This window comes from Malaciobacter halophilus, assembly GCF_002837275.1.
Classification (GTDB): Bacteria; Campylobacterota; Campylobacteria; order Campylobacterales; family Arcobacteraceae; genus Malaciobacter; species Malaciobacter halophilus.
In genome coordinates, this window is the sequence record NZ_NXIF01000028.1 from 1 (window position 1) to 15,780 (window position 15,780).

Genomic DNA, 15,780 nt, shown 5'->3' on the forward strand with positions numbered 1-15,780 from the left:
TAAATTTTAAGAAACAAACGATTTGATTTATTTCATTTCGTTATGTTCGATTTGAAATATTAATGAAGTATTTTAATTGGTTGCGGAAACAAGATTTGAACTTGTGACCTTCGGGTTATGAGCCCGACGAGCTACCTGGCTGCTCTATTCCGCGTCATAATGGATGGGATAGCAGGATTCGAACCTGCGAATGACGGTACCAAAAACCGTTGCCTTACCACTTGGCGATACCCCAATTTTTAAGTGCCGAAATTATAGTAAAAAAAATTATAATTGTCAAGATAATTTTATGTTTTTTTTTAATTTTTACGATATAATCAAGATTAATACAAAAATTTTATATAAAAAGAGTAAATAATGTCAGCAATAAAAAGAGTACAAGAAGCTATTGAAGAGATAAGAAAAGGTAATATGGTTATTATGTTAGATGATGAGGATAGAGAAAATGAAGGAGACTTAGTATATGCAGCAGCATTAAGTACTGCTGATAAAGTTAACTTTATGGCTTCTCATGCGAAAGGACTAATATGTGTTTCTGTTACAAAAGAGACAGCAAATAAATTAGAACTAAATCCTATGGTTGAATCTAATACATCATCTTATGAAACTGCTTTTACTGTTTCAGTTGATGCCGTTGATGCAGCAACAGGTATTAGTGCAGGGGAGAGAGATGATACAATTAAAATTTTAGCAAATCCTGTTTCTAAGCCACAAGAGTTAGTAAGACCAGGACATATTTTCCCACTTATTGCAAAAGATGGAGGAGTATTAGTAAGAACTGGACACACAGAAGGAAGTGTAGATTTATGTAAGCTTGCTGGGTTTAATGGAGAAGCTGTTATTTGTGAAATCATGAAAGATGATGGGACAATGGCAAGAAGAGATGATTTAGATATTTTTGCACAAAAACATAATTTAAAACAAATTTATATTTCTGACTTAGTAGAGTATAGATTATCACATGAAAAACTTGTAGAAGAGATTTCTAGTAATGAAGTTGAATTCTTTGGTTCAAAAACTATAAAAAAAGAGTTCAAAGACCATTTAGGTAATATTCATACTGCAATAATATTTAAAGAATTAAGTGATATTTCTCATGTTAAATTCCATACAATTATTCCTGATATTGAGTTGTTTTTAAATAGTGATAAAATCAATTCAATGTTAAAAACAATTAATTTTTTAGAATCAAAAGGTGGAATATTAATCTTTTTAAGTGATAAAAGAGCAAATAAAGAGTCACAAAAAGATTATGGTATTGGAGCACAAATTTTAAATAGTTTAGATATTAAAAAGATTAAGTTAATGACAAGTGGTGGTAAACACTCATTTGTTGGACTTCAAGGTTTTGGATTAGAAATCTCAGAAGAGATTCAAATAGAGGGTTAATTAGGATTTTTCCTAATGCCTTAAATTTTATCAATTGTTTTTTATTGATAAACTCTTTTAAAAAGAATTTTATATCAACAAGATAGTTTGTAGTAAGAGTTTAAAGAAGTAGTAAAGTTTATTTTACTACTTCTTTTTATTTTAAAGCTGTGGACCTGCAGCTGTAAAATCAAATTCACTTTCTAATGTAAGATACTTTTTAAAGTTTTCTATATACATTCCAGCAAGTTTTTTAGCTGTTTCATCATATGCTTCTTTATCTTCCCATGTATTTCTTGGATTTAATACTTCTGTATCAACCCCACTTAATGTTTTTGGAATAGATAAATTAAAATATGGAAGTGTTTCAAAATCTGAAGAATTAATTGAACCATCTAAAATAGCATCAATACAAGCTCTAGTATTTTTAATACTCATCCTTGAACCAATACCATATGGACCACCAGTCCAACCTGTATTTACTAAAAATACATTAACATTATGTTTGTCTATTTTTTTACCTAATAACTCTGCATAAACTGTAGGGTTTAAAGGCAAGAATGCTTCTCCAAAGCAAGAAGAGAAAGTAGCAACAGGCTCAGTAATACCTCTTTCTGTTCCAGCAACTTTTGCTGTATATCCACTTAAAAAGTAATACATTGCTTGGTCTCTTGTAAGTTTTGCAACTGGAGGTAATACACCAAATGCATCAGCACATAAGAAAATGATATTTTGTGGATGTCCACCTCTCATATCAGGAGTGTGATTTTTAATGTGGTCTAATGGATATGAAACTCTAGTATTTTCAGTTTTACTAGCATCAGTATAATCAACTACACCATTTTCATCACATACAACATTTTCTAATATTGCACCTTTTTTAATAGCATTAAAAATTTCAGGCTCAGAGTCTTTGTCTAAGTTGATAACTTTTGCATAACAACCACCTTCAAAATTGAAGATTCCATTATCATCCCAACCATGTTCATCATCACCAATTAATGCTCTATTTGGATCTGTTGATAGTGTTGTTTTTCCTGTTCCAGAAAGACCAAAGAATAAAGCAGTATCACCGTCTTTTCCAATATTAGCTGAACAATGCATAGAAAGTTTCCCTTCTAAAGGAAGCCAATAGTTCATCATAGAAAAAACACCTTTTTTCATTTCACCTGCATACCAAGTACCACCGATGATTGCACAGTTTTCTTCTACATTAAATACTACATATACTTCAGAGTGCAAGTTATGACTTACATAAGATTTATCTATTGTTTTACAAGAGTTGTAAATTGTAAACTCAGGTTTAAAGTTGTCTAATTCTTCTTGAGTTTGAGGAACAATAAACATATTTTGAATAAAATGTGCTTGCCAAGCAACTTCTGTGATAAATCTTACAGATTTTCTACTATCTAAACTAGCACCACAATATACATCTGTTACATACAAGTCTTTGTTACTTAACTGCTTCTTTGAGTTAGCTAATAAATCTTCATACACATCTTTTGAAACAGCATGATTAATATCCCCCCAAGCAATATATTTGTTTGAAGGGTCTTGATTCACGAAAAATTTATCTTTAGGGCTTCTTCCTGTAAAGATACCAGTATCAATCATAAGTGCACCAGTTGATGATACTTTAGCACCTTCATTCTCTACGGCATGTGCAATTAATGTATCTACATCAAGGTTTCTGTACACTTTTCCTACGTTTTCAAGTCCAAGTGAGTTTTCTATATCAGGCATTTATACTCTTTCCTACTATTATATTATTATTTAAAAATTGATAAAAGTACACCGGCAGCTACGGCAGAACCGATAACACCAGCAACATTTGGACCCATTGCATGCATAAGCATAACATTTGAAGGGTCATATTTTTGTCCCTCTTTACTTACAACTCTAGCTGCCATTGGAACTGCTGAAACACCAGCTGCACCAATTAGAGGGTTAATTTGATTCTCTTTAGAACTAAACTTATTCATAGTTTTTGCCATGATAAGGCCTGCTGCAGTACCTGCAGCAAATGCAACTAGTCCAATAACCATAATTCCCATAGTCTCAGCAACTAAAAATTGTTCAGCAGCTAATTTAGAACCAACTCCCAATCCAAGGAAAATTGTAACTATGTTAATTAATGCGTTTTGCATTGTATCAGAAAGTCTCTCAACAACTCCTGATTCCTTAGCAAAATTACCAAAACAAAGTGCACCAATTAATGGAGAAGCATCTGGTAAAATTAGTAGAGTAAGAACTAAAACAACAATTGGAAAAACAATTTTTTCAAGTTTAGAAACTTTTCTCATTGAAGTCATTTTGATTTTTCTTTCTGCATCATTTGTTAAAGCTCTCATAATTGGAGGTTGAATAACAGGAACTAATGCCATATAAGAGTAAGCTGCAACGGCAATTGCACCTAGTAATTCAGGAGCTAATGCAGAAGCTATAAAAATAGATGTTGGTCCATCAGCCCCACCAATAATAGATATAGCAGCAGCTTGTTGTAAACTAAACTCTATACCAGGTATGTATTGAGAAAGTACAACTGCACCTACTAGTGAACCAAAAATACCAAATTGAGCAGCTCCACCAAGTAGGGCAGTTTTTGGATTTGCAAGTAGTGGACCAAAGTCAGTCATTGCTCCAACACCCATAAATATTAGTAAAGGAAAGAATTCATTTGCAATACCCATATTATAAATAATACCAAGCATACCATGATCCCCTGCAATATTTGCAATTGGAATATTTGCCAAAATTCCACCAAAACCAATAGGAATTAATAGTAGAGGTTCAAAGCCTTTTTTTATTGCTAAATAAAATAGAATGAAACAAATTATAATCATAATAACTCTACCAAAGCTTTGTGCAAAAATTGTCATATCTTGACCGTGAGAGTCTTTTACTCCCTCTTTAGGATTAACAATTGCATTTAGACCAGTAGTGTGATAGAATGATTTAATTAGTTCTGTAAGAGTTCTTGATTCATATTCTGTTTTTTCAACTTGCGCAGTATTATCGTGTGCAGGAGCAGCTGCAAATGCGTTAACACTGCAGATGCTCATTAGAAAAACAAAAATTGATATAATTAAATTTTTCTTCATCATTTCTCCAATTATTAGCCAATTATAGCTAAAGGTTGTCCCTCATCAACTGCTTCATTTTGAGATACTAAAATTTTTGAAATTGTACCTGCTGCTGGTGCATTAATATCAATTTCCATTTTCATCGCTTCTAAAATCATTATTTTCTGATCTTTTTCAACCTTTTCACCCTCTTTAACTAAAATTTTCCAAACGTTTCCATTTACTGCTGCTGGAACTTCTTGTGCATCTCCAGAAACTTCAGTAGCTGAAGTAGAAGCTTCAGTTGCTGGTGTAATTTGAATATCTGCATCACCTTCAGCAACAGATACATTGAATTTTTGTCCATCTACTACTACTGTGTAGTTTCCACTTGCGTTATTCATTTTTTTATTTTCTCCTTGTTCACAAACTTTATCATTTTCACAAACTTCTTCATTTTTTCTTACATTTAAAGGTCCATCACCTTTTAAAAATGTAATTCCTTTTTCATCACAAGCTGCTGCAATAAAAATATTTTCTTCAGTTGTTTCTATACCTTCTTCTTTTAATCTATTTTCCCAAAAAGACATAGTTTTTCTTTCATCTCTATCTGCAATATCTAAAGGATTTTCAGTAGTTGGTTCTAATTTTAATTTTTCAGAAGCTAATTTAACAACTTCTTCATCAGGTTGTGTTGGAGTTTTTCCAAAATAACCAAGTACCATTTTTCCATAACCAGGAGCAATTTGTTTCCATGGTCCAAACATAACATTTGCATATGCTTGTTGCCAATAAAATTGTGAAACAGGAGTTACAGATGTTCCATATCCACCTTTCTCAACAACTTCTCTCATTGCTTTAATAACTTCAGGAAATTTATCTAAAGTACCATTATCTCTCATCATTTGAGTGTTTGCAGTTAAAGCTCCACCAGGCATTGGTGAAAAAGGTATTAAAGGTGATACTTGAGTAGCTTCAGGTGGTATAAAATAGTCTTTTAAACAACTATTTAAAACTTCTTGATATTTTAATATTTTTTCAACATCAAGACCACCTAAATCATAGTTTTTACCTTTAACTGCGTGTAGCATTGTTAAAATATCAGGTTGTGATGTACCACCACTAACTGGACTTGCAGCTAAATCAATTCCATCTGCGCCTGCTTCTAATGCAGCTAAATAACAAGCAATTGATACACCAGCTGTTTCATGCGTATGAAGTCTAATATGAGTATCTTCTCCAACTAATTTTCTTGCCATTTTGATAGTATCAAATACTTTTTGAGGAGAACTAGTACCTGATGCATCTTTAAAACAGATTGAATCAAAAGGTACGCCACTATCTAATATGTTTCTTAAGGTTTTTTCATAAAAAGCAACATCATGAGCTCCAACACACCCTGGAGGTAAATCCATAAGTGTTACAACAACTTCATGATTTAAACCATATTTCTTGATGCACTCTGCACTGTATTCTAAGTTTTGTACATCATTTAAAGCGTCAAAATTTCTAATTGTAGAAACACCGTGTTTTGCAAACATTTTTGCATGCATTTCAACAAGTTCTCTTGAACCTGTATCTAACATAACAGTGTTTATTCCTCTTGCTAGAGTTTGTAAGTTTGCTTCTGGACCAACAATTTCTCTAAATTTGTCCATCATATCAAAAGCATTTTCTCTTAAATAAAAGAATAGAGATTGAAATCTCGCTCCTCCACCAAACTCAAAATGAGTTATACCAGCATCTTTCGCAGCTTCAACAGCTGGAAAGAAGTCTTCCATTAGAACTCTACCACCAAAGACAGATTGAAATCCATCTCTAAAAGTAGTATCCATGACATCTATATATTTCTTCGCCATTTATGTTAACCTTTAAGATTTTTGTGATGTTGAACAGCTGCTATTATTGCAGCTACTTTTGCAGAATTAGAAGCAGCAGGTGCTTGCGGTTTTTTTGCGGGTTGTTTTTCCTTTTCAGGAAAATACTTACTAAGTAAGGCGGCTTGCCCCTTTAGCACGAAAATTAAAATTATTAAAAATGAGAAAACAACTCCCATTCCTAAAACCATAAATTTGAGTGCTTCAACGATTAAATTTTCTTCCATATTACTCTCCGTGGTTACCACTGTAATTTGTAAGTACAATTTTATATTAAAGTAGCTTTATTAAAATTTATAAATAGCCACATTTTGAGTAAAGTTTGAGATTTTTTTGAACTTTTTGATATTTACAGAATTTTTTCTCCTATTTTATAAATAATTAAATCTAATTTATACACAATTTCTATTACATAATCAGTAAAAGTTAAGAATTTTTCTCCCATTTTTAATCCTTTTTGAAATTTTATGCCAAATTATAATATTTTTTATCAAAACCCTTGAAAAATATTTCATTTTGTAATATAATTATGTAAAATCTATGTTTGGAGCTATTTAGATGCTATTTGTAAATGAAATCATTGAAAAATTAAAAGATGTAATCAGTGCTGACGGAAAAAAAGGCAAAGTTTTTGATAAAGATGTTGCAAATGAACTTGAACTAAGTCAAGCAAATTTTGCTACTATGAAAAATAGAGGGAAGATTCCTTTTCAAAATATTCTTGATTTTTGTGCAAAAAAAAGAATTTCAATTAACTGGTTACTTTATAATCAAAATCCAAACTCTTTATTGGATTCTACTGATAAATATTGGATAAAATATTATCCTGATATTAGAGTTAGTGCAGGAGGTGGTGCCTATGAAGATGATGAGAGTTCAGAAAAACTTGAAGTACCTGAATATTTTATTAATATGTTAGGGGGAGAAGAGAATTTGAAAAATATAGATGCCATTAATGTAATAGGGGATTCTATGGAACCTACATTAAACTCTGAAAATATTATTTTTTTAGATAAAACAAAAACTGACTCAAGAAGAGAAGGTATTTATGCATTTACAACAGTTCATGGACTTTTTGTAAAAAGAGTTCAGCAAAGAGTTGATGGTAACCTTGATATTATTTCTGATAATAAAGATTACCCTAAGCAAGTATTGTCACCAACAGAAGTTAAAATTTTAGGAAAAGTTGTAGGTTCTTTTGGAACAGTATATTAAAAAAGTAGAGTAGTTTGCATCTGTTTAGAGTTTAGAAGTTCAATAATTTGCTCATATTTAAAACCTATTAAATATGCAGCATTGAACTGATTTTGTTTTAAATACTCTTTTACTTCATTTATATCTTCAATAATTATCTGTTTTGCATAAAAATTATTTATATATCTATTTGTAATGAAAAGTTTTGTTCCAAATTTGTAGCTTCTTTTTAAATAATTAATCTCTTTTTCTATAAAGTCAATATTTTCTTGAATTATTAAAAATTTATTACTTTTACCAAATTCTACTTGATTTATAAATCTATCTACAAAAATAGGTCTTAAAAGTATTGAATTTTTCAATTTAGCAAAATCAACTTCTTCTTCAATAAACTCCCATGCTGTAAGAAAATCACTTATATACAATTTTGAAACTCTTATTTTAGAAAAATATATATCTTTATATGTAAATGAAGTCTCAAATATAGTGTGTTCTATGATATTTTTTATTTGATTTTTATCAACTGTTTTAAGTTGATGATTTTTTGGATATAACTTATTCATGAAACTATTATCACAAAAAACAAGTCTATCCTCATCTTCAATATTATCTAAAATTTTAAGAGCATCATTGATATTTCTAATAAGTTTTAAGCTACTATTAGAAGAGTTTTTTAAACAATGAATAAAACTAAAAACCGTATTTTTACAATTAAAAGCACTTAAGTCATAGTTTGAAAGTTTAAATCTAATTAATTTTATTAAAGCTTCATCTAAATTATCAACTTTAATCCAAGCTATTTCAAAATCAGTAATAGTAACATTTGAATCAACAAGAATTAAAAAAGCCCCATTTTCAATTGCTAAATCTATATCTCCTAGATTTTTTGCAACAAATAAATCTCCTTCTTTTACTCTTTTTGCTTCAAGTTTAATACTATAAATAAAAGATATTGATGGAGAGTTTAATTTTACTCCATCAACAATATCAATAATTGATGATACTTTCACTAGCTTATTTTTGTTCCCGAGATTTTTGTTTTTTCAGGTCTAATCAAACATAAACCATTTTCATCTTTTGCTGCTAGAAGCATACCTTCACTTAACATTCCCATTAATTTAGCTGGTTTTAAATTTGCAACAATACAAGCTTGAGTTCCAACTAAGTCTTCTGCTTTATAAAACTCTTTAATTCCTGCTAATACTTGTCTATATTTATTCTCTCCTACATCAACTTGAAGTTTTAGTAGTTTTTTTGATTTTGGAACTTCAACTGCTTCTACAATAGTTCCAATTTTAAGTGTAGTTTCAAAAAATTTATCAATAGTAATTAAATTATCTGGTTCTTCTTCTTTTTGTTCTACTTCATTTTTGTCTTTTTTTACTTCTGGAGCTGTTTGTAATAAAGGCTCTTCAATTCTTGGAAATAGTTGTTCAACTTTTGTAATTATTGTATTTTGAATTAATCCTTTATCTACAATTAGTTCATTATAAAGTTTTGTATCTATATTAATACCTAAAGATTTAGCAATCATAGAGATTTTTTCAGGCATTACTGCTTGAAGTAAAATTGAACATTTTGCCATTATATTTGTAATTAATGCTACTAAAGCCATAGCTTCATCATTTTTGCCTTCTTTCATCTTTGTCCAAGGCTCATAATCACCAATTGCTCTATTTGCAATAGTTAATACTTTCCAAATCTCTTCTAGGTATCTATTGATTTGCATATTAAAAATTAAATCTTCAACATTTTCTAAAATCTCATTAACTTCATCTAACTCTTTTTGATGATATTTTTGAACATCTTTTGAATCAATTTTAAAATCAAAATATTTTCCACTCATACCTGAAATTCTATTTAATAAATTACCTAAATCATTCCCCAAATCAGAGTTTATTCTATCAATTAATGCTTTTTGAGAAAAATCTCCATCTTGTCCAAAAGGAACTTCTCTTAACATAAAATATCTAAAAGCATCTAAACCATAAGCATCTGCTACCTCTTTTGGATTTACAACATTACCTTTAGATTTAGACATTTTTTCACCATCTCTTGTCCACCAACCATGAGCTGCAATATGTTTTGGAAGAGGTAATTCTAAGCTCATTAAGAAAGCTGGCCAATAAATAGAGTGAAATCTTAGTATATCTTTTCCTACTAAATGTACACTTGCAGGCCAAAAGTTAAACTCTTTTTCATCGCTACCATATCCTAATGCAGAGATATAGTTAATTAAAGCATCAAGCCAAACATACATAACATGTTTTGGTTCATTAATTGAGTCAGGAAGTTTAACTCCCCATTCAAATGATGTTCTAGAAATAGATAAGTCTCTTAATCCACCTTTAACAAAATTAACAATTTCATTCTTTTTTGCTCTTGGTAGAATACAATCTTCATTCTCTTCATACCATTTTAAAAGTCTATCTTCATAAGCTGATAGTTTAAAAAAGAAACTCTCTTCTTTTACTATTGATGTTGGTTTACCACAATCTGGACAAAATTGTTCATCAATCAACTGCTTTTCTGTAAAAAATGTTTCACAAGATACACAATAAAAGCCTTCATATTCACCTTTATATATATCACCTTTTTCATACATTTTTTCAAATGCTTTTTGAGCACCCAATTTATGTTCTTCGTCTGTTGTTCTAATAAACTTATCATAAGTAATATCAAAATCATCCCATAACTGTTTAAATTTACCAGATACTTCATCTGCATACTCTTTTGGTGTCTTACCTTTTGCTTGAGCACTTTGAGCAATTTTTTGTCCATGCTCATCTGTACCAGTTAAAAAGTAAGTATTGTGACCTGTAAGTCTAGAGTATCTTGCTAACATATCTGCAATAATTGTTGTATATGCATGACCTATATGAGCCACATCATTTACATAATAAATTGGTGTTGTGATATATACATTTTTACAAGTTTCTTCCATTTTTTACCTCTTAATTAAAATTCAAATCCACCGCCTGAGCCTTTATTCATAGACTCATAAACAGCTAATACATATTTTTTTCTTAATTCGCACTCAAAAAACAAAGAACAAGGTTTGCAAGATTCAAGCTCTTTTGAATTTTGGCACTGTTTTAACTCTTTTAAAGCTTCTTCAAGCTTTAAGTCCCATTCATCAATTACGATTTCCGTAGGATTACTATTTTGCATTTTCTTTATATACTTTTAAAACTCTATTAATCTCTTCATTAGAACCAAAAAAACAAGGAGTTGTATCATGAATATGAGTAGTTTCCACTTCTAAGGCTCTTTTAAAACCATCAACTGCTTGTCCATTTGCTTTTTCATATATGTAAGCAAATGGAAAAACTTCAAAAAGCTGTCTTAATTTACCTTTTGGTCTATCAGTTGTTCCTGGATAAGAGAATAATCCACCACCTTTTAATAAAATTTGGTGTAAATCAGGAACCATTCCGCCTGAATATCTTAATCTATAACCATCTTCAAAAATATCATCAATTAATTGCTTATGAAAAGAAGACCAGCAATTTTGTGTAGAACCAGGCGCATTTAATTTACCTTTTTCATTTAATTTAAGCTCTTGCATAAATTTAAATTCATTGTTTATTAGTCTATACATTTTTACATCTTCAGTTGCTATTACAAGTTCCACTCTTGGTCCATAAACAACATATGCAGCTGCAACTAAATTATTTGCTGTAAACTCTTTTTCGTAAATACCAAAAATTGAACCAACTGAAAGATTTACATCAACCAGTGATGAACCATCTAGTGGGTCATATGCTATTAAATATTTTCCATTTTCATTTAAAGGAACAATCTTCTCTTGTTCTTCACTAACAATAGCTTTAATACAAGAAACATTTTTAAAAATTGCTTCTATAATCTCATCACTTGCAATATCTAGTTTTAATTGAGTATCACCAGTTGAGTTTTCATTTGAACTTTTGCTAGTATCTCCAGTTTCAATTAAATTTTTTATATCTATTGCTGATTTTTTTATAGCATCAAAAATCTCTGTCATTTTATACTCTCTTTGAATGTTTTTCTACCCATTGTATAACTTCGTCTGGGTTATTTAAATCAAGTTTATCAATATTTGAAGGAATGTCATCACCATTGATAGTATCATCAAAAGCTATTGCATCTGTAACATCAAAATATTTTTCATCTAAAGAGTTTCTAAATATTGATATTCTAGGAAGGGGTAGGGTTTTAAGACCCTCTACTAATAAATAATCAAAATCACCAAAAAGTTCAATTAGTTCATCAATAGATGAACTTTGTTTTTTAAATAGAGTTGTTCTGTTTGGTGAAACTACTGCAACATCTGCGCCTGTTTGGGAAAACTTATCACTATCTTTTCCTGGAGTATCAAACCTAGCTTTATCTTTTGGATCATGTTTTACAATACATACTTTATTTCCTCTATCTTGAAGTATGTTTGATACTTTTACTATTAAAGTTGTTTTTCCGCTATTTGATGGGCCTGAAAAAGCAACAGCTAATTTTTTAAATTTCTTATTATTCATAGGCTGGATTTTATCCAAATGATGGTTAAAGTATCTTTAGTGTAAAATAACTTTCTTAAATAAATTTGGAGAGAAAATATATGAAAAAACTTTTAATATCTAGCCTTTTTGCTTCTAGCTTACTTATTAGTGGTTGTTCTACAAATCATGCACTACTAAACTTTAAAAAAGATAATACTAGAAACTCAAATGCACTTCAGTTTACTAAAAAAAATGATATTAAAATAAACAACGAACCTAAAGTTCAATTTTTTGCTAGTTATTTAAATAAGATAAATAGAGATTTTAAAAACAGTAATGAAGAGTTTATCATAGGCGTTTATTTAATAAATAGTAAAACACAAGATTTTTTAAAAGAGGGCTTTACTTTAACATTAAATGGTACAAATTTATTATCAAAAGTTGAGTTAGATGGAAAATCTGAAGAAATCAAAGCTTTACCAATAAAAAACCCATGGGGAAAATACTATAAAGTTAAGTTTGAAAAACAAGAAGAAGGTAGTTTGATATTAAAACTTGAAAAACCTACTTTTGGTCAGACTCAATTAAATTTTCAAAAATAGAAGAGAGTTTAAAACTACTCTTCTTATCTAAATAGTTTTTATAAATATAGTAGTTTGTTAAAACTTTTTTTCCATACTCTCTAGTTTCATCATAAGATATAAGTTCCATACTCATAAAAGGTTCAAAGTCACCTTTTTGTGTAAACAAACCTAATCTTTTTAAATATCTAAAATAGCCATAACCTCCATTATATGAGTATGCTATAAAAAGAGGATTATTTAGACTCTTTTCTAAGTTATTTAGATGAAAATTTGCATATTTTAAATTTGTTTGTACTTCAAAAAGTTTATATATATTATAGTTTTCATCTAGTTTTTTCGCGATATGTTTACTTAAAAAAGGCATTATTTGCATTACTCCTTGAGCAAAAGCAGTTGAAATTGAAGCTGGAATAAAACCACTCTCTTGTCTTGCAATGGAATAAACTAAAGCCTGTCTATTAATAGAATACTCTTTTAAAAGATTTTTATAAGGAGTAATAAAATAGTTTTTACTGTATTTATTATACTTATTTAAAATATATACCAAATAAGGTTTTGTCTCTTCAGTTGTAAATATAGCTTTATATTTATTTACTTTTTCCTCATCTAAATTTTTTGAGTCTAATATTAAATTTACCCATGAAAAAGGGTTATTTACATCAAAAGAGTTTACACTTTTATTATGTTGTAACGAAATATCATATATTATATTTTCAATTTTTTTATTTAAAAGTTCTTTTGCGTATATTGAATAGATATTCAAATTTTTAGAGTTTGATAACTTGTCTAAATATTTTTTATCGTAAGTTATTAAATATTTCCAAAAAGTTACCTTATCTTTATGATATTTATTATGTGATTTATGGTATGAATTTGTTAAATAGATTAAAGCTTGTTTTAAATTCTCATTTTTTATCTCATTTAGTGCTAAATAAAATGATGTTTCAGAAGAGAATTTTTCATCGTTAATCTCTAAAAAAGAGCTACTTAAAAGATCAAGTTTTGGATTTGTAATAGCATATTTAATTAAAGTTTCTATTCTTTTATCAGCTACTATTTTATTTAGAGTACTTTTAGGAAGCTTATAATTTAAATAATCAATTTTAAATTGACTTCCAGTATTTAAATAAACTTCATAAAAATCATCTTTTGAAGATGAAATAACTTTTGTAAAAGGTATTGATGAGGCTAAGATATTTAAATGTTTTGCAAAAGTTGGGTACTTCTTTTTTACTTTTAAAATAGCTTCGTTTAACTCTACTTGTGATAATTTGGTTGCTTTATATAAAGTCAAACCAGCTTTAATACAATCATCATAAGTATTTATAAGCTCTTTTGCACTTGCTTGCATACATTGTGCAACAGCAGTTGTTTCATCATGTTTAAATTTTTTTGCAAATGCATAAAAAATTTGATTAGATACGTATTTAACCATACTTAAAGCTTCTAAAGCTTCACTCTCATTTATATCTTGTTTTAAGTACTGTAAAATATAAAAATCTTTTGTGATTGTTTTTGGTTTATTTTTTAACCATTCAAGTGTTACTTTAAATTCTTCTTGGTTTGAAAAAGAGTCTTGAATAAGAGGTTTTTTATCAATTTGTACAGGATTTGCATACATAAGTGTAGATGCAAAAATTAGATAAAAAAACCTCTTTTTCATCTTACATCATTCCCATAAATAGTTTTCCTAAAAAAGTTTCTAGGAATATAAGAATAAAAATAAGAATTAAAGGGGCTAAATCCATACCCCCAAATACAGTTGGAATATATTTTCTTATTAATGCATAAGCAGGTTCTGTTAATCTATATAACATCTGAACAATTGGATTATAAGGATCTGGTCGAACCCAAGATAAAATTGCTGAGATAATAATAACCCACTTATATAAAAATATTATTCCTAAAATAACTGTAAAAACTGAACTTAATAATGCATCTAACATTTTACAATTTCTCCTAAATAGTTTTTAATAAATGGATAAATTTCATTTAAACTTGGTCCATTCTCTCTTTTTGTTAATAGATATTTTAATGCTTTAGATAAACTATCTTCTTTTAGTTTTGTTTCATTTAATAAATAAGCTTTTAATTCATCAAAATTTTCCATAAAAGGAGCATTTTTTAAACACTGAATAATTATTTCACTCTCTTGTTCATATCCTTTACAAAGCTCTTTTTTACTAAAAATCAAATTTAGATTTTCTTTGATTTCATTTAATGTACTTGCTTCATTTAAAAATAGTTTTCCTAATTTTCCAATATCTGCATCTGCAAAGCCTAAAAGTTTTGATAATCTTAAATCATCAATTAATTCTAAATGCTTTTTATTAATAGTTTTTAATTCTTCTAAATCAAACTTTACTTCATTTGTAGAGATATTTTCAATCTCAAACCACTCAATTGCTTCTTCTAAAGTAAAGATTTCTGTTGGAGTTTTATTACCTAAAAGCACAAGATAATTAGCAATTGCAACAGGTAAAAATCCTTGTTCAATTAAATATTTTACTGAAGTAGAGCTCTTTTTTTCATTTGTAATAGCTGGTAGATGAATATAATTTATTTGTTTTGTATATCCTAAAGAGTTTCTAATATGAATCTGTTTAGGTGTATTTGAAAGTTCTTTTTCACTTTTAAATATAGTTGTAACATCGTGAAGCATATCATCAACTGCACATGCATAATTATAAGTAGGAGTTTTATCATGATTTAAAATAATAAAAGAATCTACATCTGTTGGAGTAAACTTTTGTTTGTTATTTAGTAAATCATCAAACTCGATATCTTTAGTTGGTCTTTTTATTCTAACAGTAAAAGAAGAGTTTACTTCTAAAACTGTTTCATCTGAAAGATTTGCACAAAAGTCATCATATGTATAAACTTTTCCTTCATTTTTTGCATTTTGTTTTAACTCATTAAGTTTTTCATCGCTGCAAAAACAAGCAAAAGCTTTTTTTTGTGTCATTAGTTGCATTGCTAATTTTTGATGATATTTAATATTGTCACTTTGATATATTACCCTTGAATGTTCGACAGAAAAGAGATTTAAAAGTTCTAAAATCTCTTTATCTTTTCCTTCAAGAACATTTTTTTTATCAGTATCTTCTATTCTTACTATAAGCTCTTCATTCAACTTTTTTGACATAATATAGTTAAATAAAGCTATTCTAAGGCTTTGTATATCCATGTCTTTTGTTGGACTTGGTGCATATCTTAACAA

The 15,780-nt window shown here is 28.8% G+C and carries 15 protein-coding genes and 2 tRNA genes; 3 read left to right on the plus strand and 14 right to left on the minus strand.

Translation table 11 applies throughout. From position 1 onward, the window contains the following. Positions 1 to 77 precede the first annotated feature (77 nt). Both CP960_RS07740 and CP960_RS07745 read right to left on the minus strand, forming a co-directional pair. A tRNA-Met gene (locus CP960_RS07740) sits at positions 78 to 154 on the minus strand. A gap of 6 nt (positions 155 to 160) precedes the next feature. Next, positions 161 to 235 (minus strand) — tRNA-Gln (locus CP960_RS07745). Positions 236 to 357: 122 nt separating this feature from the next. Between CP960_RS07745 and CP960_RS07750 the strand changes: the two genes are divergently transcribed. Next, positions 358 to 1,389, plus strand: a complete 1,032-nt coding sequence (locus CP960_RS07750) for a bifunctional 3,4-dihydroxy-2-butanone 4-phosphate synthase/GTP cyclohydrolase II (RefSeq protein ID WP_101184848.1) — start codon at positions 358 to 360, stop codon at positions 1,387 to 1,389. Between the two features lie 141 nt (positions 1,390 to 1,530). On the opposite strand, the gene pckA is transcribed toward CP960_RS07750, so the two are convergent. From pckA to CP960_RS07770, 4 genes are read right to left on the minus strand one after another with little or no spacing between them, the layout of a single operon-like run. Beyond that, positions 1,531 to 3,111, minus strand: a complete 1,581-nt coding sequence (pckA, locus tag CP960_RS07755) for a phosphoenolpyruvate carboxykinase (ATP) (RefSeq protein WP_101184849.1) — start codon at positions 3,109 to 3,111, stop codon at positions 1,531 to 1,533. A 26-nt stretch (positions 3,112 to 3,137) separates the two neighbouring features. Further along, a complete protein-coding gene (locus tag CP960_RS07760) occupies positions 3,138 to 4,469 on the minus strand; it encodes a sodium ion-translocating decarboxylase subunit beta (protein WP_101184850.1) in 1,332 nt (443 codons plus the stop codon). A 14-nt stretch (positions 4,470 to 4,483) separates the two neighbouring features. Continuing rightward, positions 4,484 to 6,289, minus strand: coding sequence for a biotin/lipoyl-containing protein (locus tag CP960_RS07765; RefSeq protein ID WP_101184851.1), 1,806 nt, complete (start codon positions 6,287 to 6,289; stop codon positions 4,484 to 4,486). A 5-nt stretch (positions 6,290 to 6,294) separates the two neighbouring features. Beyond that, positions 6,295 to 6,534, minus strand: a complete 240-nt coding sequence (locus CP960_RS07770) for an OadG family protein (protein ID WP_101184852.1) — start codon at positions 6,532 to 6,534, stop codon at positions 6,295 to 6,297. Between the two features lie 331 nt (positions 6,535 to 6,865). Between CP960_RS07770 and CP960_RS07775 the strand changes: the two genes are divergently transcribed. After that, positions 6,866 to 7,522: a S24 family peptidase gene (locus CP960_RS07775; protein ID WP_101184853.1), complete on the plus strand. Its 657-nt coding sequence runs from the start codon at positions 6,866 to 6,868 to the stop codon at positions 7,520 to 7,522. Here the strand turns inward: CP960_RS07775 and CP960_RS07780 are convergent. The 5 genes from CP960_RS07780 to mobB are packed head-to-tail and all read right to left on the minus strand — an operon-like array spanning position 7,519 to position 12,015. Continuing rightward, positions 7,519 to 8,511, minus strand: a complete 993-nt coding sequence (locus CP960_RS07780) for a peptidoglycan synthetase (protein WP_101184854.1) — start codon at positions 8,509 to 8,511, stop codon at positions 7,519 to 7,521. The genes CP960_RS07775 and CP960_RS07780 overlap by 4 nt on opposite strands. Beyond that, on the minus strand, positions 8,511 to 10,445 hold the full coding sequence (gene metG, locus CP960_RS07785) for a methionine--tRNA ligase (protein ID WP_101184855.1): 1,935 nt from the start codon (positions 10,443 to 10,445) through the stop codon (positions 8,511 to 8,513). The genes CP960_RS07780 and metG overlap by 1 nt, the downstream gene beginning before the upstream one ends. A 14-nt stretch (positions 10,446 to 10,459) precedes the next feature. Further along, positions 10,460 to 10,672, minus strand: a complete 213-nt coding sequence (locus CP960_RS07790; protein ID WP_101184856.1) for a hypothetical protein — start codon at positions 10,670 to 10,672, stop codon at positions 10,460 to 10,462. After that, the gene (locus CP960_RS07795; RefSeq protein WP_101184857.1) at positions 10,662 to 11,507 is read right to left on the minus strand and encodes a class 1 fructose-bisphosphatase; all 846 of its coding nucleotides are present in this window, start codon (positions 11,505 to 11,507) and stop codon (positions 10,662 to 10,664) included. The genes CP960_RS07790 and CP960_RS07795 overlap by 11 nt, the downstream gene beginning before the upstream one ends. A gap of 1 nt (position 11,508) precedes the next feature. After that, positions 11,509 to 12,015: a molybdopterin-guanine dinucleotide biosynthesis protein B gene (gene mobB / locus CP960_RS07800; protein ID WP_101184858.1), complete on the minus strand. Its 507-nt coding sequence runs from the start codon at positions 12,013 to 12,015 to the stop codon at positions 11,509 to 11,511. An 80-nt stretch (positions 12,016 to 12,095) separates the two neighbouring features. Here mobB and CP960_RS07805 point away from each other — a divergent pair, with 80 nt between their 5' ends. After that, positions 12,096 to 12,578 (plus strand): hypothetical protein, encoded by a 483-nt coding sequence (locus CP960_RS07805; protein ID WP_101184859.1) that lies wholly within the window; start codon positions 12,096 to 12,098, stop codon positions 12,576 to 12,578. Here the strand turns inward: CP960_RS07805 and CP960_RS07810 are convergent. Genes CP960_RS07810 through gltX form a run of 3 tightly spaced genes read right to left on the minus strand, consistent with a single transcriptional unit; the run spans position 12,541 to position 15,780 of the window. Further along, entirely contained in the window at positions 12,541 to 14,223 is a 1,683-nt protein-coding gene (locus tag CP960_RS07810; RefSeq protein WP_101184860.1) for a lytic transglycosylase domain-containing protein, read from the minus strand. The genes CP960_RS07805 and CP960_RS07810 overlap by 38 nt on opposite strands. A 1-nt stretch (position 14,224) precedes the next feature. Beyond that, complete coding sequence (locus tag CP960_RS07815; RefSeq protein ID WP_101184861.1) at positions 14,225 to 14,506, minus strand: YggT family protein; 282 nt, start codon at positions 14,504 to 14,506, stop codon at positions 14,225 to 14,227. Beyond that, positions 14,500 to 15,780, minus strand: coding sequence for a glutamate--tRNA ligase (gene gltX / locus CP960_RS07820; RefSeq protein ID WP_101184862.1), 1,281 nt, complete (start codon positions 15,778 to 15,780; stop codon positions 14,500 to 14,502). The genes CP960_RS07815 and gltX overlap by 7 nt, the downstream gene beginning before the upstream one ends.

What these genes read in the sequence shown, in the direction of transcription:
- CP960_RS07750 (WP_101184848.1), top strand. Translation starts at nt 358, where the DNA reads ATGTCAGCAATAAAAAGAGTACAAGAAGCTATTGAAGAGATAAGAAAA.
- CP960_RS07815 (WP_101184861.1), bottom strand. Translation starts at nt 14,506, where the DNA reads ATGTTAGATGCATTATTAAGTTCAGTTTTTACAGTTATTTTAGGAATA.
- CP960_RS07805 (WP_101184859.1), top strand. Translation starts at nt 12,096, where the DNA reads ATGAAAAAACTTTTAATATCTAGCCTTTTTGCTTCTAGCTTACTTATT.
- CP960_RS07810 (WP_101184860.1), bottom strand. Translation starts at nt 14,223, where the DNA reads ATGAAAAAGAGGTTTTTTTATCTAATTTTTGCATCTACACTTATGTAT.
- CP960_RS07770 (WP_101184852.1), bottom strand. Translation starts at nt 6,534, where the DNA reads ATGGAAGAAAATTTAATCGTTGAAGCACTCAAATTTATGGTTTTAGGA.
- pckA (WP_101184849.1), bottom strand. Translation starts at nt 3,111, where the DNA reads ATGCCTGATATAGAAAACTCACTTGGACTTGAAAACGTAGGAAAAGTG.
- CP960_RS07790 (WP_101184856.1), bottom strand. Translation starts at nt 10,672, where the DNA reads ATGCAAAATAGTAATCCTACGGAAATCGTAATTGATGAATGGGACTTA.
- CP960_RS07775 (WP_101184853.1), top strand. Translation starts at nt 6,866, where the DNA reads ATGCTATTTGTAAATGAAATCATTGAAAAATTAAAAGATGTAATCAGT.
- metG (WP_101184855.1), bottom strand. Translation starts at nt 10,445, where the DNA reads ATGGAAGAAACTTGTAAAAATGTATATATCACAACACCAATTTATTAT.
- CP960_RS07765 (WP_101184851.1), bottom strand. Translation starts at nt 6,289, where the DNA reads ATGGCGAAGAAATATATAGATGTCATGGATACTACTTTTAGAGATGGA.
- CP960_RS07795 (WP_101184857.1), bottom strand. Translation starts at nt 11,507, where the DNA reads ATGACAGAGATTTTTGATGCTATAAAAAAATCAGCAATAGATATAAAA.
- CP960_RS07760 (WP_101184850.1), bottom strand. Translation starts at nt 4,469, where the DNA reads ATGAAGAAAAATTTAATTATATCAATTTTTGTTTTTCTAATGAGCATC.
- mobB (WP_101184858.1), bottom strand. Translation starts at nt 12,015, where the DNA reads ATGAATAATAAGAAATTTAAAAAATTAGCTGTTGCTTTTTCAGGCCCA.